Source organism: Pseudozobellia thermophila, assembly GCF_900141855.1.
GTDB lineage: Bacteria > Bacteroidota > Bacteroidia > Flavobacteriales > Flavobacteriaceae > Pseudozobellia > Pseudozobellia thermophila.
The window spans coordinates 255,048-275,004 of sequence record NZ_FQYU01000004.1 but is presented as its reverse complement, the minus strand read 5'-3'; the positions used below and the strand labels follow the sequence as shown (position 1 = coordinate 275,004).

Genomic DNA, 19,957 nt, shown 5'->3' with positions numbered 1-19,957 from the left:
GTCAAGGCCCGTAAAACATCCCCGTAAAAATAATTTTGAATTGAAAACATTGCTTCATCCGGGGTATTTCCCCAACATTATAACTTTTGCCAACATCGTCCAGAAAGACATTGTCTGGGAGGTCGAGGATAATTACCAAAAGCAGACGTATCGCAACCGTTGCTATATCTGTACCGATCAGGGCAGGCATATGTTGAGTATCCCGATCCAACATGTGGGAGGAGACCAAGGGAGACAAAAGTACAAAGAGGTCGTGCTCGAGAATTCATATTCTTGGCAAAGGCAGCATTGGCGCACCTTGCAGACCGCCTACCGAACCTCTCCGTTTTTTGAGTATTACGAAGACGATATGGCCCCGCTTTTTGAAAAGAGGTTCTCCCACCTTCTCGACTTTAATTTGAAGACCATTGAAACGGTGTGCGAATGCCTTCAAGTCGATATGCCGACCGAAAAGACCACGGGCTTTGAGTTGAAGCCTGAAGGAGTGGTAGACTTACGTGAATTGGTTAATGCCAAACGCACATTCGAAATGGATCAACCGGCCTATACCCAGGTTTTTGGTGAACGGCATGGTTTTATAGAAAATACGAGTATACTCGACCTCTTGTTCAACGAGGGGACGAACGCCTTGGCTTACCTGAGGCAGTTAAATACCGAAAAGTGATGTTGAGGTTCATGGTGCACTATGGCATCCATTTTCTAGTGCCCATAGCCGTTGGCCTGATTTTTTTTAAGAAGGACCGTTTCGTGGTGATTCTGGTGCTTTTGGCCGGAATAGTAATTGATATCGACCATTTGCTGGCCGTTCCGGTTTTCGATCCCGATCGCTGCAGCATAGGTTTTCATCCACTGCATAGCTACGGGGCCATGGTGGTCTACGCCCTCTTGTTCGTTTTCAGGAAAACGAGGCTGTACGGTCTGGCCCTTCTGATACACATCTTGGCCGATAGTACCGATTGCTATTTAATGCTTCAGGGAAAATGACGCCGTTACCGGAAAGTGGTCGGAAAGTTTCTCATCGAAGTTCTTGTGCGACTTGATCTCTAGGCTCTGGTCGGCAAAGATAAAGTCGATTCGAAAGGGCACGCCGAACAGATCATAGGTTCGCCCCAAACCCTTCCCTTTTTCGATAAAGGTGTCGGCCATATCGCCCTTGAGTATGTGGTAGGTCGATGAAAATTGGGTATTGTTGAAATCGCCGCACAATATCTTCGGGTAGGGGGAGCCGGCCATATTCGCCTCGACCATTTTGGCCTGTTGAAGTTGGTTCTTAAAACGGCGGTTCAGTTTGTTGTATAAAAAATCGACGGGTTTGGACCTTACATTTCCGGAGCCGGGGGTAACGCCGAGTGACTGCATGTGAACATTATATACCCGAATGGTGTCTTCCCTGACCACTATATCGGCATAGGAGCCATTGTTGATGCTATTGGGAAAGTGGATGGTCTCGGCGTTGATAATGGGGTACTTTGAAAAAAGGCCCAAGTGTACCTTATGGCCCGTATGTATTTTTTTGAGGTAATGATAGGGGTAATCCATAAAATGGGGATCCATATCGTAACCGACTTCTTGAAAGCAAAGAACGTCGGGGTCTTCCTTTCGTATAAGGGCCTTTATTTTTTCCATGGTATTCGGGATATCCTGATGATGCCATACATTGAATCCACGAACATTATAGGTCATGACCTTAAGGTCGCCTTCATCCTGTTCGTTTCCGCCCAGATCGATCTTGACAAAGGTGTCGAAGATGAAATAACCTAGCAACAGAACGATTAGCGAGGGCACTAGCTGTCGTTTTCCAAGGAGCAGCCAATATAGAAAGAAAAGGAAGTTGATTATGGCCAGAAAGGGTACCGATAGGCTTAGAAACGAAAGAAACGAGAAGAAATCGGCCCTGAGGTAGGGTATGGCGCAGGCGATCAATAGGAAAAAGACGACCAATAGGTTTAGTGCGAAAATCAGTTTATTGAGAAGTGAAAGTCTCTTCATCGGCGTATTCAATCTTCCTTACCGGCCTTGAACAGAAAGTCCTTTTCAGCCTTTGATAAACTTTCGTAACCCGATTGGCTAATTTTATCCAAAATCGCATCGATCTTTTTTTGTTGGCTCTTTTTGTCGTAAGTGGCACTTCTGTGGGCAGATGGGGCGCTTTTGTTCTTATATACCGTTTTTAGGGGTGATTTTCTTTCCCTCTTGCTGAACAGATTGGCCAGGCCATCGATTATTTTGGCAAACCCTTCACCGATATCGGTTCCCTTGTACAACTGCCTTGCGTACATATAACCTAAAAGGGCCCCTCCCAAATGGGCTATATGGCCGCCCACATTATCGCTCATGGGAATTTGTACCAAGTCCATCAACACCACAAAGACCCCGATTTGCCAAAGTTTGACGTTGAAGAAAATAAGCCTTACCTCGTGGTTGGGGATATAGGTGCAGACAAATATCAGAACGGCCATAACCCCGGCCGAAGCCCCGATCAACGAAGTGTTGGTGCCCATCAAGGCCGGAAACACATTATAGCTTAAGAGAAATAAGAGTCCGCCCAAGATGACCCCCAAAAAATAAATATTCAGGAATCGTCGCCCGTCGAAAAGGTTTAAAACGATACGACCGGCCACGTACAAGATGTACATGTTCCATAGGATATGAAGGAGGCCGGCGTGTAAAAAGGAATAGGTGATCAAGGACCAAGGCTGCATCAGAAAATCGAAAAAGTCCTTGGGAAGGGCAAACCAATTTTCAAAGGCGGGACTTATCAAGGCGGTAATCAGCCCCATGATTATAAAGACCAGCACATTGATGACGATGAGCTTCTCCGAAACGCTCAACCTGGCATATTGATATCTCAATCCTCCGTTCGACATAGTATTAATTCCAGCGATTATTGTTAAACTGATTCTTCTTCCAGTACCACATCATCAAGAACCCGAAAAGGGCCCCGCCAATATGGGCGAAATGGGCTACCCCCGTTGCGGTTCCCGTGAATCCGAAGAACAGGTCGCCTAAGATCAAAAGGGGTACAAAGTATTTTGCCTTTATGGGGATGGGTAAAAATATGAGCATCAATTCGGCCTCGGAATAGGTAAAGGCAAAGGCTACCAAGATACCGTAAATGGCACCCGATGCCCCTACGGCCGGTACGTTGTACGCGCTTAGAAAGCTGGAAACGGTATCGGCGCCTACCAGGTCTTCCCAAGACGGACTGTACTGCCCCCCGGCAAGGATTTCCAATACCTGGTCACCGTTGACACCACTGTCGACCAAGGCCTGTAGGCCCTTGTCGAACAGGTAATAGTTGACACCCGTATGCAACAATGCCGCCCCTATACCTGCCGAGAAGTAAAAGAACAAAAACTTGTTGCGGCCCCACATGCGTTCGAGCGGCGTACCAAAGGCATACAGCGCATACATGTTAAAAAGTATGTGCATAAAACTGCCGTGCATGAACATATGCGAGAGGATCTGCCACCATTGAAAATTGGGGTTTTCGGGGTACCAGAGGGAAAACCAAAGGTACATCTGGTCGCCGTAGAGCTGCGTGGCTACGAAGAACAGTATATTGATTATAAGTAGGTGCTTTACAGCTTCCGTCAGTCTTCCCATTTAAATGAATTTTTTATCGATGTCGTTTTCTGTAATAGTTATGTACACGGGTTTGTTGAACGGACTCACCGTGGCGTCGGTGCAGGCGAACAAATCGTTTACCAGGGCCAACTGCGATTTGCTGTCAAGTACCTCTCCCGTCTTTACGGCCAAGGTTTTGGCCAAGGTCTTCGACAATATATCGGTCTGCGAAAAACTTTCCCCGTTGACCTCCTGTTGGTAATCGGATATCAATTGGTCCAAGATCATACTGACCTCGCTTTCCGCCACTAAGAGGGGCACTCCGGTAATCGTAATCGATTCGTCCTTAATTTCCTCAAAAATAAAGCCGATAGAGACCAGTATGTCCTCTATCTCCCTTAAGGTGTTGATTTCCGCCCGGGAGAAGTTCAGGTGTAAAGGAAACAAAAGTTGTTGGCTTACCGCCTCCTTTACCGTACTGTTCTTTAAGAATTTTTCATAAAGAATACGTTGGTGCGCCCTACTTTGGTCTATGATCACCATACCCGACTTGATCGTTGTTACGATATATTTTCTGCGTATCTGAAAGGTAGTGGCCGATACTTCGTTTACTTCATTTTCCCCATCAAAGATGGAACCGGTTATGGTTTCCGATTCAAAACTAATACTGTTCGTCGGATCGCTGTTCCCCATTTTTGATTCCATCCCAATGTAAAGTCCCTCCCAACTCTTACTGGGCTGCTTTTTGGGCATGGGAGCCGACTGTTGCCGTGTGTTCTGGCTTTCCTGAAAGGGGTTAAAACCGGCATCTACGGTAATATGGGGCTGTACGGCCGATTTATTCTTAAACTCGTATGGGGTCTGTAGGTTGGGGTCGTGATCGAAATCGAGGGCGGGGGCCACGTTAAACTGCCCTAAACTGTGTTTTATTGTCGAGCGTAGGATGGCGTAAAGTGTATGCTCGTCGTCGAACTTGACCTCGGTTTTCGTCGGGTGGATGTTAATATCTATCGACCCCGGATCGACCTGTAAGTACAAAAAATAACCCGGAAAGGCATCGGGCTTTATCAAGCCTTCAAAGGCCGCTACCACAGCATGGTGCAAGTAGGGACTCTTTATAAAGCGGTCGTTGACGAAGAAAAACTGTTCTCCCCGGCTTTTTTTGGCAAATTCGGGCTTGGTAATAAACCCCTTGATCTTTACAATGGGCGTCTCTTCTTCGACGGGCACCAATTTTTCGTTGGTCCGTGAACCGAAGACGTGCACGATCCTCTTACGGTAATTGTCGGCGGGAAGGTTGAACAGCTCGCTGCCGTTGTTGTAAAAGTGAAAGGCCACACTGGGGTGGGCCAGGGCCACCCGGTGAAATTCATCGGTTATATGGCGCAGCTCGACTTGGTTCGATTTTAGAAAATTGCGTCGCGCCGGAATGTTGAAAAACAAATTTTTTACGGCGATCGAAGTACCCTTGGGGGTAACGGCCACTTCTTGGTATACGACCTCACTGCCTTCGATTTTCAGGTGGGTGCCCACTTCGTCGGCTTCGGGCTTGGTCTGCATTTCTACATGGGCAATGGCCGCGATCGAAGCCAGGGCCTCGCCCCTAAACCCCTTGGTGCTGAGGTTGAAAAGGTCTTCGGCCTTTTGTATTTTGGAGGTGGCGTGCCTTTCAAAACTCAGGCGGGCATCGGTGGCACTCATGCCTATGCCGTTGTCGACCACCTGGATCAAGGCTTTGCCGCCATCCTTGATTATAAGCTTTATTTGGGTGGCACCGGCATCCAAGGCATTTTCCAGTAACTCTTTGACTACAGAGGCCGGGCGCTGTACCACTTCACCCGCCGCGATTTGGTTGGCAACGTGGTCCGGTAAAAGTTTTATGATATCCGCCATTATTTCGGAAAGAATATAGTGAGGTCAAAATCAAGAATGAACAAGACGATCAACACCAAAATGGCAATAATGACGATCATGCGTATCTTTAGGTTCCTATCGCCTTTGCGTCGCATATCGGCCATGGCGTTACTGAACTTTCCTTTAAGACCTCGGGGCGTTTCTAAAGTGCTGCGATATTTATCGAATTTTGGCTCGATTTTAAACGGATTGCCCTTGCCCTTATCGTCAAAGTAACGCGGGGAGTATTCGAATTTCTTGTTTCTTCTTAACCTCGTGAATTTACTGAGCATTCCCATTAACTTCAAAGGTACTTAAAATCGAAAAATACACCCTATCGACAAGGCCAAAATTTGTTAAAATGGAAATTCGTCCCAACCTACGGGCATGGCCGTTTCAGGTGTTTGGACCATCTATTTTTAAAACAGGGGGGCATTGCAAATGATCGGGGCCGGGGCGTTCGCACCTGCCTTACCGTCCTAGGGTAGCCATTTTTATGGCGGCGATGGCGGCTTCGGTTCCTTTGTTGCCGTGTTTTCCGCCACTTCTTTCCCGGGCCTGCTCCATGGTATTGTCGGTAAGTACGCAGAAGATAACGGGTACGTCCAACAAGACGTTCAGGTCTTTGATGCCTTGGGCGGTGGCACTGCACACAAAATCAAAGTGTTTGGTTTCGCCTTGTATAACACTGCCTATGGCGATAATGGCATCGACCTTGGTTTCGGCGGCCAGCTTTTTGCAGCCGAATGTCAGTTCAAAGCTTCCGGGGACGTTCCAACGTATGATATTGCTCTCCAGGGCGCCACAATCCAACAAGGCTTCCATGGCCCCTGAATACAGGCCTTCGGTTATTTCGTCGTTCCATTCGGAAACAACGATGCCAAAGCGTAGATCTTTGGCATCCGGAAGGGCGGCTTTGTCGTAAACCGATAAGTTTTTGTTAGCTGTCGCCATTAGTTAGCGCTTTTGGCCATACCGATAAATGCATCGATGGTACGGGCTTCTTCGGAAGAGGCGTACTCGTTTTTAATGCGCTGAAAGTATTTTAGGGCTTTGTCCTTTTCTCCCAATTCCAAGGCCGTTACCCCGGCCTTGTAAAGAAACTTAGGCGCAGTAAAACTGTTGTCGCTATGTTTTAGGGCCTTTTCGTAGTATTCCAAAGCCTGCTCCGGTTGGTTTAACTGCATAAAGGCATCTCCAAGGCCTCCTTTGGCCAAGGCTCCAAGTATGTCGTCGTCCGATTTGAAATTTTCGAGATGGGCAATGGCCTCCTTGTACTTCTGCATGTTCAAATAGGCCATTCCTGCCGAGTAATTGGCCAGGTTGGCCGCCTTGGTGCCGCTATATTCGTCGATGATATCAAGAAAACCGTATTTGCCTTCGGCTCCGTTCAGGGCCAAATTGTACAACGAGTCCTTGGCCGTCGTACTATTGATCGCCTGGTCAAAATACTGTTGGGGATAGTACATTTCGTTCGTTGCGCTGGCCTCTTTGGGCTTTTCGACAAACTGAACGTATGCCAGGTACCCTAAAACCCCAATGGCGATTACCCCAATGAAGCCCAAGATGTAGTTTTGGTTCGATGCTACCCACTCTTCGGTCTTTGACGCGCCTTCGTCCAAGGTGCTAAATACCTCGGCCGTTGCGCTTTCCTGCTCTTGGAACTCTTGTTCTTCTACTTTGTTCTTTGGTTTAAAACCGCGCTTTTTATATGTAGCCATCTTGTTTTTTTATAGGTCGCGCAAAAATAAAGTTTTTATCGAAAACGAGAAGGGTATTTATTCGTTATTTTTGATGTTTTCATTACCAAAAGCAGATTAATAGGCGATACCCTATATGATTTTAAAAAAATTATCCCTTATAAATTACAAGAATTTCGATTCGCAAGACTTTGAGTTCGACGACAAGATCAATTGCTTCGTCGGACCCAACGGTATCGGAAAGACCAATGTGCTCGATGCCGTTTACCACCTTTCTTTCGGGAAGGGGTATTTCAATTCGGTCTCTACGCAGAACATAAGGCATGGGGAAGATTTCTTTGTGATCGACGGGGAGTTTCAAAAGGGGGGCAGGGAAGAGAAGGTGGTCTGTAGCCTTAAACGGGGCACCAAAAAAATGATTAAGCGCAATGGCAAGGCCTATGACCGGTTGTCGGACCATATAGGACTCTTGCCCTTGGTCATGATATCGCCATCCGACCGCGATTTGATCATGGAGGGTAGCGATACGCGGAGAAAATTTATCGATGGGGTCATTTCCCAATCCGACAAAAAGTACCTGCAAGATTTGATGAGGTACAACAAAGTGTTGGCCCAGCGCAATTCTTTGTTGAAATATTTTGCGGTCAACAGAACCTTCGATTCCACGACGCTTGCGGTGTACAACGATCAGCTTGAGACCTACGGCAGTGGTATTTTCGAAAAAAGACTTGCGTTTTTGGAGGCTTTTGTCCCGATTTTTCAAGAGCAGCACAAGGCGATCACCGGTAATAACGAGGAGGTGTCCCTGACTTATGAGAGCAAGCTGTTGGACGAAAGGCTCTCGGTCTTGTTGGAGTCCCATATCGATAAGGATCGGGCCCTGCAGTATACCTCGGTAGGTATTCATAAAGACGACCTTAGTTTCGGGATCGAGGGGCACCCCATTAAGAAATTCGGAAGCCAAGGGCAGCAAAAATCCTTTCTCATTGCGCTCAAGTTTGCCCAGTTCCAGTTTATAAAGGAACAGTCAAGGTCTACGCCCCTTTTATTGCTCGACGATATTTTCGACAAGCTCGACGAGCACCGTGTATCGCACATTGTGGCCTTGGTCAACAACGATAATTTCGGACAGATATTCATTAGCGATACCCATGCCGACCGTACCGAGGAGGTGGTGCGGCAAATTCATCAATCGTACAAGTTTTTTAAGTTGTAATTTTAGGTCGGATGATGGGTGGTATGGTATAAGAAAAGTACTTTTGTAGCCACAATCGATTCCAAGACAAAAAACACTATCAAAATGCGTAGGCGGCTAATACTATTTTTAGGTATAATGATTTTTTGCATGGGGTGTTCCCGCTCCGTTTCCAAAGAAGACCTGGATCATTTGAACGGGTATTGGGAAATTGCCAAAGTTACCTTCCCCGACGGCAATACCAAGGAATACACGGTCAATACCAGTGTTGACTTTATCATGTTGGAAGACCTGAAGGGCTATCGAAAAAAGATGCAGCCCAACCTAACGGGTACCTACCGGACCTCGGACGATGCCGAGGCCTTTACCATCAAAGAAGAGGGAGGGGCCCTTTGGATCAACTACAAAAGTGAGCTCAGTGAGTGGTCGGAAAGATTGGAGAGGCTCGAACAGAATGCCTTTTCGGTAACCAACGAAGAGGGCATACGTTACGATTACAAACGATTTCAACCGATTTCAATTAAACAGTAATGGCGAAGCGAAGAAACGAAAATCTCAGTATGGGCGAGGCCTTGAGCGAGTTTATAAGGGAGAATCGCCTACAGCATGGTATGGACAAGGTCGATGTACGGGAGGCATGGCGAAAGCTGATGGGCAATGGGGTAAACAACTACACCAATACCGTCGAGCTAAGGGGCGATACGCTTTTCGTAGGCCTTTCCTCTTCGGTTCTTCGGGAGGAATTGGCCCTGGGAAAATCCAAGATCATTACCATGCTCAATGAAGATCTGGGCAAGGAGTTGGTAAAAAAACTGGTCTTAAGATAAAAGACCTTTGCCACGACAAGTACATGGCAAAGGTCTTTTAAAAGTGTTCTTTGGTGCGTTTTTAGTAAATCTCGCGACCTGAGAAATGAAAGGCCCCTTCAATGGCCGCATTTTCATCGCTGTCAGAACCGTGTATCGCATTTTCGGCGATATCGGTCGCGAACATTTTCCTTATTGTTCCCTCAGCGGCCTCGGCCGGGTTGGTGGCACCTATCAAAGCCCTAAAATCCTCTACCGCATTGTCTTTTTCAAGAATGGCGGCAACAATGGGCCCGCGGGTCATAAATTCGACCAATTCGCCAAAAAACGGACGCTCTTTGTGAATGGCATAAAATTCCTCGGCGTCCCTTTTGCTCAGCTGGGTGTATTTCATGGCGACAATCTTAAAGCCTGCAGAGGTTATTTTTTCTAGAATAGCCCCAATATGGCCGTTTTCAACGGCATCCGGCTTAATCATTGTAAACGTTCTGTTTGTAGTCATCTCGAAAATTTTGTGCAAAAATAAACTTTATTCCCCAACGGGCAACTTTTAATAGCCCTGTTCTAATTGGCCCAGAACCTTACGGCCATCGCCCAAAATCTGCATCAAGACCTTTCGTTCGGTAAAATTGAACTGCAAGAGGCCGAAACTCTTGGTCGAGACAACCTTGCCCACCCTGTATCTATTGGGTTCTCCACTGTATTTGTCGTAAGAATGGGTCAGGCCGCTACTGGTAAAATCCACCAAGGGGTAGTCCATTCCCTCGATCTTCGTCCTTGAAAATTCGGAGATATGGCGGTCGCCCGACAAGACGATGACGCCCTTGGCCTTCGAACCGGCCACCAGGGCCTTGAATCGGTCGACCTCATGGGGGAAGTTGCCCCAGGTCTCGAAACCATGTTCCCCGGAGAGTACCTGAATGCTGCTTACGATAAGGTTAAAGTCGGCATCGGAGCCATTCAATTCCTTTTCGAACCAATTCCATTGGGCTTCGCCCAGAACCGTTCCCTCACCATACGTATTGGGCCTGTTGCGTTTTTCGGTCTCGGTGTCGGGGGTAAGGGCAGTTCTAAAATACCGGGTATCCAATACGATGACCTTAATGCGGCCCTTCGGGGTGCTGAAAAGGTGCGTGGCATAGACACCTTCTTGTTGTCTGCGGGGACTATCTTCAGGAACCCCCATAAAATCCAAAAATTCCCGCTGGCTTTCCTTTTTTGCGGCGAATTCCGTACCCCCGTCATTGCGCCCGTAGTCGTGGTCGTCCCAAGTGCCGATAACAGGGGTGCTGGCCACCAGTTGGGCATAACCCTCGACCTGTTTTTGCTTGTCGTACATCTTGCGGAGTCTTTTCATGTTGTCGGTATCGGCATAGATATTGTCGCCTCCCCAGACCCATACATCGGGCCGGGTGTCGATGATATCGTCCCATAAATGATTGGGTTCGTCCTGTTTGTTGCAGGAGCCGAAGGCAAGGTTGAAATCCGAGTTGAAAGCGATAGCATTTATGGGTGTCGGGGCGGTCGGACGTAAATCGCTATGGCCCTTGCAGCCCAATAAAAAAGCCACTAGGCCGAATAAAAATGTAAAACGAAGTGTCATGTTATCAAATAATGTCTCGGCAAAAATAAAGAATTGCCTTTAACCACTATGGTATTAAATTGTATCTTTGGGGCCATGAATTTTGAGACAATCGTCGCGGTAAGGAAGTTGCTTGCCAAGCCGCAGAAAATAGTGATAGTTCCACATAAAAATCCCGACGGCGATGCCATTGGATCCACCCTCGGACTTTGGCATTATCTAAAAAAGATGGGGCAGGATGCCGTGGTTGTGGTGCCGAACGATTATCCTAAATTTTTAAAATGGATGCCGGGGTCCGGGGACATTCTCAATTTCGAAAGGGAAAATGCCCAGGCCAGGTCTAAAATAAATGGGGCGACATTGATATTTACATTGGATTTTAACCATTTGGGGCGCATAGGGCAGATGGAGAAAATCCTCGAAGAGGCAAACGTTCCCTTCGTCATGATCGATCACCATCAAGCGCCTTCCGAATATGCCGATATCATGTATTCCGATGTAAACATGAGTTCTACCTGCGAAATGGTCTATAATTTTATTGAGGCCGTTGACGGTGGTACCGACGGGATCACAACGGAAATTGCCAACTGCCTCTACACGGGTATAATGACCGATACGGGTTCGTTCAAATTCAGGTCTACGACCGGCAGAACGCACAGGGTAGTGGCCGATCTTATCGATAAGGGGGCCGAAAACACCGAAATACACCATCGGGTCTACGATACGAATACCCCGGCAAGATTGCATCTTTTGGGCTGTGCCCTGAAGAATATGGTCATCCTTGAAAAATACAGCACGGCCTATATTACCTTGAGCCAGGAAGAACTCGATGCCCACGATTTTCAAAAGGGCGACACCGAAGGTTTTGTGAATTACGGACTTACCCTCGAGGGTATTAGGTTTGCCGTTATTTTTATCGAGAACCATGAAGAGGGCATCATCAAGATATCCTTCCGTTCCATAGGTGATTTTTCGGTCAACGAATTCGCGAGGAAGCATTTTGAAGGAGGAGGGCACAATAATGCCGCCGGGGGGAGAAGTTCCTTGTCCCTGACCGAAACGGTCGCCCGCTTTGAGTCTTTGCTTCCAAACTACCAAGAACTATTAAAGCCATGAGATCCTTAATTTTTGTCAGTCTTGTTTTAACCTTATTTGCAAGTTGTGGCGAGGCCGAACCGCGCCGACCGGTCGAGGTAAAGACCGGAAGTTTCTTTAAGGAATCGATCGAGCGGAACAAAGAGCTCCTCGAACAGGAAGAAAAAGCCATACAGCGAATTATCGACAACGATACCCTGCACGAATATGTACATAGCTCAAGCGGCTCTTGGTATTACTACGAAACAAAGAACGATGAAGCGGTCTATACCCCTCGGCCCGATGATCTGGTGACCATGACCTATGAACTAATGAGCTTTGACAACGATACCATTTACTCAGGTGAAGAAATAGGAATCGTAAAGTACAAGGTTGACAAACAGGAACTTTTTCCAGGCTTGAGAAATAGCGTTAAGCTACTCAAAGAAGGTGAAACTGCCGTTTTTTTGTTTCCCTCCTCGCTCGCGTATGGTTATCACGGGGATAATAATAAAATAGGAATCAACGTTCCATTGAAGGCAAGGTTGACCTTATTGGAAATCGAAAGAAATGAAGACGTGACGGAGTAACTTGTTGCGGATGCAAATAAAAATTAATCAAATACTGAACGAATGAAGAAAATATATTTGGCCTTATTGGGCCTGGGAACGGTTTTGGCGGGTTGTAAAAGTCAATATTCGGAATTGGGGGACGGACTTTTCGCCGATATACAGACCACCAAGGGGGATATCATCGTAAAACTCGAATACGAAAAAACCCCGGTTACGGTAGCGAACTTTGTTTCGTTGGCCGAAGGCGAAAACCCCTTTGTCACCGATAGTCTAAAAGGCAAACGGTACTACGATGGGGTCATCTTTCATAGGGTGATCAAGGATTTCATGATCCAAGGAGGGGATCCCACCGGTACGGGAAGGGGCAATCCGGGCTATAAGTTCAAGGACGAAATACACGATTCCTTGGTCCACGACAAAAAGGGCATTTTGTCCATGGCCAATTCCGGACCGGCCACGAACGGAAGCCAATTTTTCATTACCCATAAGGCCACTCCTTTCTTGAACGGCAGACATGCGGTTTTTGGAGAGGTGGTTGAAGGTTTGGATGTGGTAGATTCGATAGCCAATGTAGAGACCTCACAAGATCCAGGTGCAAAAGACCGCCCCGTCACCGATGTGGTAATGAACAGGGTAGAGATAGTAAGAAATGGAAAAGAGGCCAAAAAATTCGATGCCGTCCAGGTTATGTCCGACTATTTTGCCGAGGAAGAGGCTAAAATTGCGGCTTTTGAGAAGATGAAGGGCGATTTCGTCAAGGTGCTATCCGCAGAAAAGGAAGAGGCCGAGGAACTTCCTTCCGGTCTGAAAATGAAAACCTTAAAGGAAGGCGAGGGCCCCAAGCCCAAGGTCGGCCAACGCGTTTTGGTCCGTTATGCCGGGTATTTGGAAGATGGCTCCTTGTTCGACAGCAACTACGAAGAGGTGGCAAGCAAGTACAATAAATACGATGAGCGCAGAAAACTCGGAGGCGGTTATGAACCGATTCCAATGACCTATAGTCCCGATGCAGGCCTTATCGCCGGCTTTAAAGAGGGACTTCTGAACATGAAGGTAGGTGATAAAAAACGAATTTTTATTCCGTCACACCTCGGATACGGTCCACAAGGTACCGGGCCGATACCCCCCAATGCCGATTTGGTGTTCGACCTTGAAATCACCGGAATAGTCGAAGGGGAGTAGTAGTTGCCCCGATTACAGTTAACAAAAAGACCCGTCGCAGACGGGTCTTTTTTTATGCCTTGCCCTCGTTGAATGAAAGAAGGGACGCTTTAAGGAACACCCCAAAAGTGCAGTTCGTCTAAAATAAATAATACGCACCCATAAATAGCGTTCTTGAATTTATAACCCTAAATCTTATTTTTATGAATTGGTACTTAAAAGCATTGCAGAATTATGCAAATTTCTCAGGAAGGGCAAGACGGAAGGAGTATTGGATGTTCTTTTTGTTCAATATCTTGATTTCGTACGGCTTGCTGATCTTGTCGGCGGTTACGGAAACCCCTGCCTTGGTTATGGTGTATGTATTGTATTCCTTGGGCGTATTGATTCCGGGAATCGCCGTAGGAGTTCGCCGAATGCACGATGTGGGAAAAAGCGGCTGGTACATTATCGTCCCGATCTATAACCTGGTTTTGGCCTGTACGGAAGGGGAGCATACCGATAACCAATACGGGCCCGATCCCAAAGGGGAAAAAGAATCGGCTATGCAAAAGGTATAGTCCAACCTCTAAAAGAGAAGGGCCGATAAATCGGCCCTTTTTTTTATGCTTTCGGGGTATCCCTTAAAATTTCCAAAAGGAATTTCCAGAATTTTTGCACCGATGAAACGCTTGCCCGTTCATCCGGTGAATGGGCGCCCAGTATGGTAGGGCCAAAACTGATCATGTCGATATCCGGATAGTTCTGCCCCAGGATACCGCACTCCAGACCGGCGTGGCAGGCCACGACTTTCGGTTTTTCATCGAACATCTGTTCGTATTTTTTTTCGGCCACCTTGAGTATCGACGAATTGGGGTTGGGCGACCACCCAGGGTAGGAGCCGCTAAAACTCACGTCGCATCGCGCCAGTTCAAACGCCGATTTCAGGGCATGGGCAAGGTCCATTTTGGCCGAATCGACCGATGATCGCGTAAGGCAGGCCACCTCGATTTCCCCATCCTTGACGCGAACGCGGGCTATGTTGTTGGAGGTCTCTACCAGGTCGGGAATAGCCGCGCTCATGGCATAGACCCCGTTATGCGCCGTATAGATTCCCTTCAACAAACGCTCTTGGGCCCCAAGACCCATTACCGTTTTTGGCAATTTTATCTCTTCGATGGCGATGTTAAGGCCCGGTTCTTGGTGCTTGAGCTCTTCTTTTATCGTAGCCGTCCATTCTTGGAGGGCCGCCTCAAATTCATCCGATTGTTTTTTTAAAAGAACAATCTTGGCGACACTTTCCCTGGGGATGGCGTTGCGGAGACCGCCGCCCTCAATTTCCGAAATACGCATCATAAACCGGGTCGACCCGTTGTATAGAATGCGGTTCATTATTTTATTCGCATTGCCCAGGCCCCGGTGGATATCGATACCGCTATGCCCGCCCTGTAGGCCGTTGACCGTTATTTGGTAGGCCATGGTCGCCCTCGGTACGGGCTTGGTATTGTATGTTCGCGTGGCGGTAATATCGATGCCCCCGGCACAGCCTATGTCGAGTTCGTCGTCTTCCTCGGTATCGAGGTTCAATAAAATTTCCCCTTGAAGTACACCGCCTTTAAGTCCCATGGCACCGGTCATTCCCGTTTCCTCATCGATGGTAAAGAGGGCTTCGATGGGCGGGTGTTCGATATCCGTACTTTCCAATAGGGCCATGATGGCGGCAACACCTAGACCGTTGTCGGCCCCGAGCGTGGTACCCTTGGCCTTTACCCAGCCGTCTTCCACGAACATTTCGATGCCTTGGGTGTCAAAATCGAAATCGGTGTCGTTGTTTTTTTGGTGCACCATGTCCAAATGCGACTGAAGGGTAACCGTTTTCCTGTCCTCAAAACCTTTGGATGCCGGTTTTCGTATGATAACGTTTCCCACATCGTCCCTTAGGGTTTCCAAATGGAGCGATTGGCCAAAATCCATCATAAACTGGATCACCCTTCCCTCTTTCTTCGAGGGCCGGGGTACGGCGTTCAGATCGGCGAACTTGTTCCATACCCGTGTCGGCTCCAATTCTCGTATTGCTTCGTTCATATGCTGAAATTTTACCGCAAAAATAAGCACTCGAAAATTGCTATGGCGGATATTTGGTTAATTTTGAAGTCTAAATAAAATATTGTCCCCCCGAACAGTTGGGGCTTTTCGGCCGTTTTCAATACGATCAAAGTGTTTCAGAAGTTGAACAATACATTAAAAAATGCCATAGCCTTGGCCTTGGTGCCCCAAGTTCTTCTCGTCGTATGGCTTGGGAGCCATCCTGAGGTGGTCGAAAACTACTACAGCAAGGGCATTTACCCCGTCATTAGCCGTTTTTTTAGGTTTCTTTGGGGATGGGTGCCGTTTTCCGTCGGGGAAATTATTTATACCCTGCTCTTGGTATTGGCCCTAAGGTATATGGTCAAAAACCGAAAGCGCATCAAGGCTCGCCCCTTGGAGTTTGTTAGAAATGTGTTCGTCGTGTTGTCGGTGTTTTACTTTACCTTTAATTTGGTTTGGGGACTCAATTATTATCGGGAGCCCCTAGCCGATAATTTTGGCATAAGGGATAGCATTACCACCGCCGAGGTCATCGATCTGTCGGAGCGTTTGGTCGTACAGGTCAATGCCCTTCAAGAACAAATAACCGGCGATAGCACCCTAAGGGTTGAAGTGCCTTACGACCGGACTGAAATCTTTGAAAAGACCATTGCCGAATACGATCGCTTGTCGGATCAATTCCCTTTTTTGGCCTATAATCGTCCCAGCCTTAAAAAATCGATGTACAGTACCCTTTCCAGTTATTTGGGAATAGGGGGCTATCTTAACCCCTTTACCAACGAGGCCCAGGTAAATGCCCTGACGCCGGTCTTTCGTTTTCCGGTGGTAAGTGCACATGAAGTGGGGCATCAGGTGGGATACTCCAAAGAAAACGAGACCAATTTCATCGGTTACTTGGTCACCATGAAAAGCGACGACATCTATTTTCGATATTCGGCCGCGGCCTATGCCCTTAGCCATTGCCTGAGCGCCGTTCGGCGAAGCGACAAGGCAAAGTTCGACGATCTGCTCGGCCGTGTCAATGGGGGGGTTAGGGCCAATTACCAAGAACTTAGCGAATTTAATGCGAAGTATGCCAATCCGTTCGAGCCCGTGTTCAAATCGGTATTCAATACCTTCTTGAAGGCCAACCAACAGAAAGACGGTATCAAGAGCTACAGTAAAATTGTGGAGCTTATGGTGGGCTATCACGAGAAGCATCCCCTCTCAACTGGCTAGGTGACCGGTAAAGTGGTCTTTTTATTCCATTTTCCCAGAAAATCCGATGCTCTTTTAAAAGGTATGGAAAAAGGCCATCGGCTTGCCCTATTATTTCTTTTTATAACATCCTTTATCTATTTTTAGAACGTTTTTTCAAGCCAACCCAGATATGAACAGACTACAGGTTTATTTATTGCTTTTTTTCTTGGGCTGCGCCCAAATGTCCGCCCAGGATTATTTTCCCGTAAACGACCAGGTCAAGGCCAAAAACAACAATTACATGGCCTTTGTCAATGCCAAGATCTACGTGACCCCCGTGCAGGTGGTCGACAAGGGAACCTTGTTGATCCGCGAAGGAAAAGTGGTTCAGGCGGGCAAGTCGGTAACCTTGCCTAAAAACACCGTCGTCGTTGATGTTTCAGGTAAATGGATCTATCCTTCCTTTATCGATGTATTCTCCAGTTTTGGCGTGGCCAAACCGAAAAAGTTCTCGGCCAAGGGACGTTCGGCGGAGTACGGACCTTCCCGGGAAGGGTTTTATTGGAACGATCATATCATGCCTGAAAATGATGCAATCGACAAGTTTACGTACGACGATTCTGTTGCCAAAAGCCTAAGAAAGGTAGGGTTTGGCGTGGTCAATACCCACATTCAGGACGGTATTGCCCGGGGTACGGGGGTCTTGGTGGCCCTGAACAGGGAAGATAACGATGCCGTGCGCATACTCGACGACCGCTCGGCGCAGTATTTTTCATTTAAGAGAAGTGTGGCCAAAAGGCAGTCGTACCCTACCTCGTTGATGGGGGCCATGGCCCTTTTGCGACAAATGTATTACGACGCCGATTGGTACGCCAAAGGCCACGTAGACACCAAAGACCGTTCTTTGGAGGCTTTGAACCGAAATAAGGACCTCGTTCAGATTTTCGCCGCCGAAGATAAGGGCAACGTGCTAAGGGCCGATGGTATTGGCGACAAGTTCGGAATTCAGTACGCCATATTGGGTGGAGGGGATGAGTACGAGCGGGTGGCCGATATCAAGGCGACCAACGCCAAATTGATCTTGCCCCTGAACTTTCCCGAAGCCTATGATGTTTCCGACCCCTATGCCGCCGCCTATGTGTCATTGGAGGATATGCGGCACTGGAACCAAGCCCCGGCCAACCCTAAAATACTGGCTGAACACGGAGTTCCCTTTTCCCTTACGTTACACGATTTAAAATCTCCCCAAGAATTCAACGACAAAATAAGAAAGGCCATTCAATACGGACTCCCAAAAACAAAGGCATTGGAGGCACTTACCACTGTGCCTTCCGATATTTTGGGAAAATCGGACGAGATAGGATCGTTGCAGCCTGGCCGCTATGCCAACTTTTTGATCACCTCGGGCGATATTTTTGAAAAAGGGACCATACTCTATGAAAATTGGGTTCAGGGAAAGAGAAACATTGTAAACGATATGTTTTTGAAAGATATTCATGGGGAATATAAGCTCGTCGTTGACGGACAAAACTTCTCCCTGTCCATTAAAGGCGAACCTACCAGCCCGAAGGCAGAGGTAAAACGCGATACCGTAAAGCTAAAGGCCAAGCTCAATTACGGCAACGAATGGTTGGTACTCTCATTGGTCGATGGCAAGGAGAATACAAGTTACCGCTTAACGGCCTTAGTAGACCCTGACGATGACAAGCTTAAAGGGCGGGCCGTACTTTCCGATGGAAAGGAAACTACATTTGAGGCCGTTAAAACGGGGACAATCGACAAAAAGAAAAAGGAAAAAGGGGCTACAGGGCCAAATATGGTCGCCATAACCTATCCGAATGTTGGTTATGGGTACGCGTCGATTCCCCGGCAGGAAACGGTTTTGTTCAAGAATGCTACCGTATGGACAAGTGAGGATGCCGGTATTCTTGAAAACACCGATGTTCTGGTGAAAAATGGGAAAATCGCAAAAATAGGAAAGGATATAAAGGCAGGTGCTGCCAAGGTCGTTGATGCGACAGGAAAGCACTTAACCGCGGGAATCATCGACGAACACAGTCATATAGCGGCCTTGGCCATTAACGAGGCCGGCCATAATTCTTCGGCCGAAGTTAAAATGACCGATGTGTTGGATTATGAGGATAGGGGGATTTATCATGCCCTGGCCGGCGGTGTTACCTCGCTACAATTATTGCACGGTTCGGCCAACCCCATTGGCGGGCAATCGGCCATCATCAAACTCAAATGGGGCGAAAGTCCTGAAAATATGGTCTATGAAAATGCACCTAAGTTTATCAAGTTCGCCTTGGGCGAAAATGTCAAACAGAGCAATTGGGGCAGTTACAGCCGTTTCCCACAGACCCGAATGGGGGTAGAGCAGGTGTTTATCGATTATTTTCAGCGGGCCAAGGAATACGGGGCCAAAAAGAAAAGTGGGGCGGCCTACCGCCACGATGAGGAAATGGAAACCTTGGTGGAAATATTAAATGGCGAACGTTTTATCAGCTGTCATAGCTATGTGCAGAGCGAGATCAATATGTTGATGAAGGTAGCCGAGAAATTCGGGTTCAGGGTCAATACCTTTACCCATATCCTGGAGGGTTACAAGGTGGCCGACAAAATGAGGCAACACGGGGTCGGCGCTGGCACCTTTAGCGATTGGTGGGCCTACAAGTTCGAGGTAAACGACGCCATACCTTACAATGCGGCCATTATGCACGACCAAGGGATTACCGTGGCCATCAACAGCGACGACCGCGAAATGATACGCCGGTTGAACCAAGAGGCCGCCAAAACGGTCAAATATGGGGGGATGACGGAACATGAAGCCTGGAAGACGGTAACCATCAATCCGGCGAAACTGTTGCATTTGGATGATAGGACCGGTAGTATTAAGGAAGGCAAGGACGCCGATTTGGTCCTTTGGAGCGACAATCCGCTATCGGTATACGCCAAGGCCGAAATAACCATGATAGAAGGGGCCGTCTTCTTCGATTTGGAAAAGGACGCAAAATTACGGGAAGCGGTGAAAAGGGAAAGGAACCTTTTGATCGACCAAATGCTAACGGCCAAGGAAAGTGGCCATAAGACCCAAGCGCCCCAACAAAACAAGAAGGAACTGATGCATTGCGATACGGGGGCAATGGAACAATAAGGATGGA

At 47.6% G+C, this 19,957-nt stretch carries 21 protein-coding genes; 11 read left to right on the top strand and 10 right to left on the bottom strand.

The features are described 5' to 3' along the window. Positions 1-40 precede the first annotated feature (40 nt). Together BUB37_RS12985 and BUB37_RS12980 are read left to right on the top strand one after the other, a co-directional pair. Positions 41-664: a WbqC family protein gene (locus tag BUB37_RS12985; protein WP_072994246.1), complete on the top strand. Its 624-nt coding sequence runs from the start codon at positions 41-43 to the stop codon at positions 662-664. Continuing rightward, positions 664-984: a DUF6122 family protein gene (locus BUB37_RS12980; protein WP_072994245.1), complete on the top strand. Its 321-nt coding sequence runs from the start codon at positions 664-666 to the stop codon at positions 982-984. Before BUB37_RS12985 ends, BUB37_RS12980 begins: the two co-directional genes overlap by 1 nt. Here the strand turns inward: BUB37_RS12980 and BUB37_RS12975 are convergent. The 7 genes from BUB37_RS12975 to BUB37_RS12945 all read right to left on the bottom strand — a co-directional run bounded on the left by BUB37_RS12975 (position 964) and on the right by BUB37_RS12945 (position 7,181). Next, positions 964-1,989 (bottom strand): endonuclease/exonuclease/phosphatase family protein, encoded by a 1,026-nt coding sequence (locus BUB37_RS12975; protein ID WP_072994244.1) that lies wholly within the window; start codon positions 1,987-1,989, stop codon positions 964-966. The two genes, BUB37_RS12980 and BUB37_RS12975, sit on opposite strands and share 21 nt — an antisense overlap. Before the next feature lie 8 nt (positions 1,990-1,997). Beyond that, entirely contained in the window at positions 1,998-2,867 is an 870-nt protein-coding gene (locus tag BUB37_RS12970) for a rhomboid family protein (protein WP_072994243.1), read from the bottom strand. 4 nt (positions 2,868-2,871) lie between these two features. Further along, on the bottom strand, positions 2,872-3,606 hold the full coding sequence (locus BUB37_RS12965) for a rhomboid family intramembrane serine protease (RefSeq protein ID WP_072994242.1): 735 nt from the start codon (positions 3,604-3,606) through the stop codon (positions 2,872-2,874). Beyond that, a complete protein-coding gene (gene mutL / locus BUB37_RS12960; RefSeq protein ID WP_072994241.1) occupies positions 3,607-5,460 on the bottom strand; it encodes a DNA mismatch repair endonuclease MutL in 1,854 nt (617 codons plus the stop codon). Continuing rightward, positions 5,460-5,753 (bottom strand): riboflavin synthase subunit beta, encoded by a 294-nt coding sequence (locus tag BUB37_RS12955; protein ID WP_317616551.1) that lies wholly within the window; start codon positions 5,751-5,753, stop codon positions 5,460-5,462. Before BUB37_RS12955 ends, mutL begins: the two co-directional genes overlap by 1 nt. Positions 5,754-5,931: 178 nt before the next feature. Then, positions 5,932-6,414: a 6,7-dimethyl-8-ribityllumazine synthase gene (gene ribH / locus BUB37_RS12950; RefSeq protein WP_072994239.1), complete on the bottom strand. Its 483-nt coding sequence runs from the start codon at positions 6,412-6,414 to the stop codon at positions 5,932-5,934. After that, positions 6,414-7,181, bottom strand: a complete 768-nt coding sequence (locus BUB37_RS12945) for a tetratricopeptide repeat protein (RefSeq protein ID WP_072994238.1) — start codon at positions 7,179-7,181, stop codon at positions 6,414-6,416. The genes ribH and BUB37_RS12945 overlap by 1 nt, the downstream gene beginning before the upstream one ends. 115 nt (positions 7,182-7,296) lie before the next feature. Between BUB37_RS12945 and recF the strand changes: the two genes are divergently transcribed. The 3 genes from recF (at position 7,297) to BUB37_RS12930 (ending at position 9,182) form a co-directional block, all read left to right on the top strand. Continuing rightward, entirely contained in the window at positions 7,297-8,376 is a 1,080-nt protein-coding gene (gene recF / locus BUB37_RS12940) for a DNA replication/repair protein RecF (protein ID WP_072994237.1), read from the top strand. Positions 8,377-8,505: 129 nt separating this feature from the next. After that, a complete protein-coding gene (locus tag BUB37_RS12935) occupies positions 8,506-8,886 on the top strand; it encodes a hypothetical protein (protein WP_244526828.1) in 381 nt (126 codons plus the stop codon). After that, the gene (locus tag BUB37_RS12930) at positions 8,886-9,182 is read left to right on the top strand and encodes a DciA family protein (RefSeq protein ID WP_072994236.1); all 297 of its coding nucleotides are present in this window, start codon (positions 8,886-8,888) and stop codon (positions 9,180-9,182) included. The genes BUB37_RS12935 and BUB37_RS12930 overlap by 1 nt, the downstream gene beginning before the upstream one ends. 61 nt (positions 9,183-9,243) lie before the next feature. On the opposite strand, the gene BUB37_RS12925 is transcribed toward BUB37_RS12930, so the two are convergent. Next, complete coding sequence (locus BUB37_RS12925; RefSeq protein WP_072994235.1) at positions 9,244-9,663, bottom strand: nucleoside-diphosphate kinase; 420 nt, start codon at positions 9,661-9,663, stop codon at positions 9,244-9,246. A gap of 48 nt (positions 9,664-9,711) precedes the next feature. Beyond that, positions 9,712-10,764, bottom strand: coding sequence for an alkaline phosphatase D family protein (locus BUB37_RS12920; protein WP_072994234.1), 1,053 nt, complete (start codon positions 10,762-10,764; stop codon positions 9,712-9,714). A gap of 75 nt (positions 10,765-10,839) precedes the next feature. On the opposite strand from BUB37_RS12920, the gene BUB37_RS12915 reads away from it, so the two are divergent. From BUB37_RS12915 to BUB37_RS12900, 4 genes are all read left to right on the top strand, one after another. Then, positions 10,840-11,859 carry a DHH family phosphoesterase gene (locus BUB37_RS12915; RefSeq protein WP_072994302.1) on the top strand — a complete coding sequence of 340 codons (1,020 nt, stop codon included), beginning with the start codon at positions 10,840-10,842 and terminating at the stop codon, positions 11,857-11,859. Then, a complete protein-coding gene (gene gldI / locus BUB37_RS12910) occupies positions 11,856-12,407 on the top strand; it encodes a gliding motility-associated peptidyl-prolyl isomerase GldI (protein WP_072994233.1) in 552 nt (183 codons plus the stop codon). The genes BUB37_RS12915 and gldI overlap by 4 nt, the downstream gene beginning before the upstream one ends. 42 nt (positions 12,408-12,449) lie before the next feature. Continuing rightward, positions 12,450-13,571, top strand: coding sequence for a peptidylprolyl isomerase (locus tag BUB37_RS12905; RefSeq protein ID WP_072994232.1), 1,122 nt, complete (start codon positions 12,450-12,452; stop codon positions 13,569-13,571). Between the two features lie 182 nt (positions 13,572-13,753). Beyond that, positions 13,754-14,110, top strand: a complete 357-nt coding sequence (locus BUB37_RS12900) for a DUF805 domain-containing protein (protein WP_072994231.1) — start codon at positions 13,754-13,756, stop codon at positions 14,108-14,110. A gap of 43 nt (positions 14,111-14,153) precedes the next feature. Here the strand turns inward: BUB37_RS12900 and BUB37_RS12895 are convergent, their stop codons facing one another. Continuing rightward, complete coding sequence (locus tag BUB37_RS12895; protein ID WP_072994230.1) at positions 14,154-15,614, bottom strand: aminoacyl-histidine dipeptidase; 1,461 nt, start codon at positions 15,612-15,614, stop codon at positions 14,154-14,156. Positions 15,615-15,758: 144 nt separating this feature from the next. On the opposite strand from BUB37_RS12895, the gene BUB37_RS12890 reads away from it, so the two are divergent. Together BUB37_RS12890 and BUB37_RS12885 are read left to right on the top strand one after the other, a co-directional pair. Then, entirely contained in the window at positions 15,759-16,835 is a 1,077-nt protein-coding gene (locus BUB37_RS12890) for a DUF3810 domain-containing protein (RefSeq protein ID WP_072994301.1), read from the top strand. Between the two features lie 151 nt (positions 16,836-16,986). After that, positions 16,987-19,950, top strand: a complete 2,964-nt coding sequence (locus tag BUB37_RS12885; RefSeq protein WP_072994229.1) for an amidohydrolase family protein — start codon at positions 16,987-16,989, stop codon at positions 19,948-19,950. Positions 19,951-19,957: the final 7 nt, after the last annotated feature.

Coding starts and splice junctions, on each gene's coding strand:
- BUB37_RS12980 (WP_072994245.1), top strand. CDS start 664: ATGTTGAGGTTCATGGTGCACTATGGCATCCATTTTCTAGTGCCCATA.
- BUB37_RS12975 (WP_072994244.1), bottom strand. CDS start 1,989: ATGAAGAGACTTTCACTTCTCAATAAACTGATTTTCGCACTAAACCTA.
- BUB37_RS12970 (WP_072994243.1), bottom strand. CDS start 2,867: ATGTCGAACGGAGGATTGAGATATCAATATGCCAGGTTGAGCGTTTCG.
- BUB37_RS12965 (WP_072994242.1), bottom strand. CDS start 3,606: ATGGGAAGACTGACGGAAGCTGTAAAGCACCTACTTATAATCAATATA.
- mutL (WP_072994241.1), bottom strand. CDS start 5,460: ATGGCGGATATCATAAAACTTTTACCGGACCACGTTGCCAACCAAATC.
- BUB37_RS12955 (WP_317616551.1), bottom strand. CDS start 5,753: ATGCTCAGTAAATTCACGAGGTTAAGAAGAAACAAGAAATTCGAATAC.
- ribH (WP_072994239.1), bottom strand. CDS start 6,414: ATGGCGACAGCTAACAAAAACTTATCGGTTTACGACAAAGCCGCCCTT.
- BUB37_RS12945 (WP_072994238.1), bottom strand. CDS start 7,181: ATGGCTACATATAAAAAGCGCGGTTTTAAACCAAAGAACAAAGTAGAA.
- recF (WP_072994237.1), top strand. CDS start 7,297: ATGATTTTAAAAAAATTATCCCTTATAAATTACAAGAATTTCGATTCG.
- BUB37_RS12935 (WP_244526828.1), top strand. CDS start 8,506: ATGGGGTGTTCCCGCTCCGTTTCCAAAGAAGACCTGGATCATTTGAAC.
- BUB37_RS12930 (WP_072994236.1), top strand. CDS start 8,886: ATGGCGAAGCGAAGAAACGAAAATCTCAGTATGGGCGAGGCCTTGAGC.
- BUB37_RS12925 (WP_072994235.1), bottom strand. CDS start 9,663: ATGACTACAAACAGAACGTTTACAATGATTAAGCCGGATGCCGTTGAA.
- BUB37_RS12920 (WP_072994234.1), bottom strand. CDS start 10,764: ATGACACTTCGTTTTACATTTTTATTCGGCCTAGTGGCTTTTTTATTG.
- BUB37_RS12915 (WP_072994302.1), top strand. CDS start 10,840: ATGAATTTTGAGACAATCGTCGCGGTAAGGAAGTTGCTTGCCAAGCCG.
- gldI (WP_072994233.1), top strand. CDS start 11,856: ATGAGATCCTTAATTTTTGTCAGTCTTGTTTTAACCTTATTTGCAAGT.
- BUB37_RS12905 (WP_072994232.1), top strand. CDS start 12,450: ATGAAGAAAATATATTTGGCCTTATTGGGCCTGGGAACGGTTTTGGCG.
- BUB37_RS12900 (WP_072994231.1), top strand. CDS start 13,754: ATGAATTGGTACTTAAAAGCATTGCAGAATTATGCAAATTTCTCAGGA.
- BUB37_RS12895 (WP_072994230.1), bottom strand. CDS start 15,614: ATGAACGAAGCAATACGAGAATTGGAGCCGACACGGGTATGGAACAAG.
- BUB37_RS12885 (WP_072994229.1), top strand. CDS start 16,987: ATGAACAGACTACAGGTTTATTTATTGCTTTTTTTCTTGGGCTGCGCC.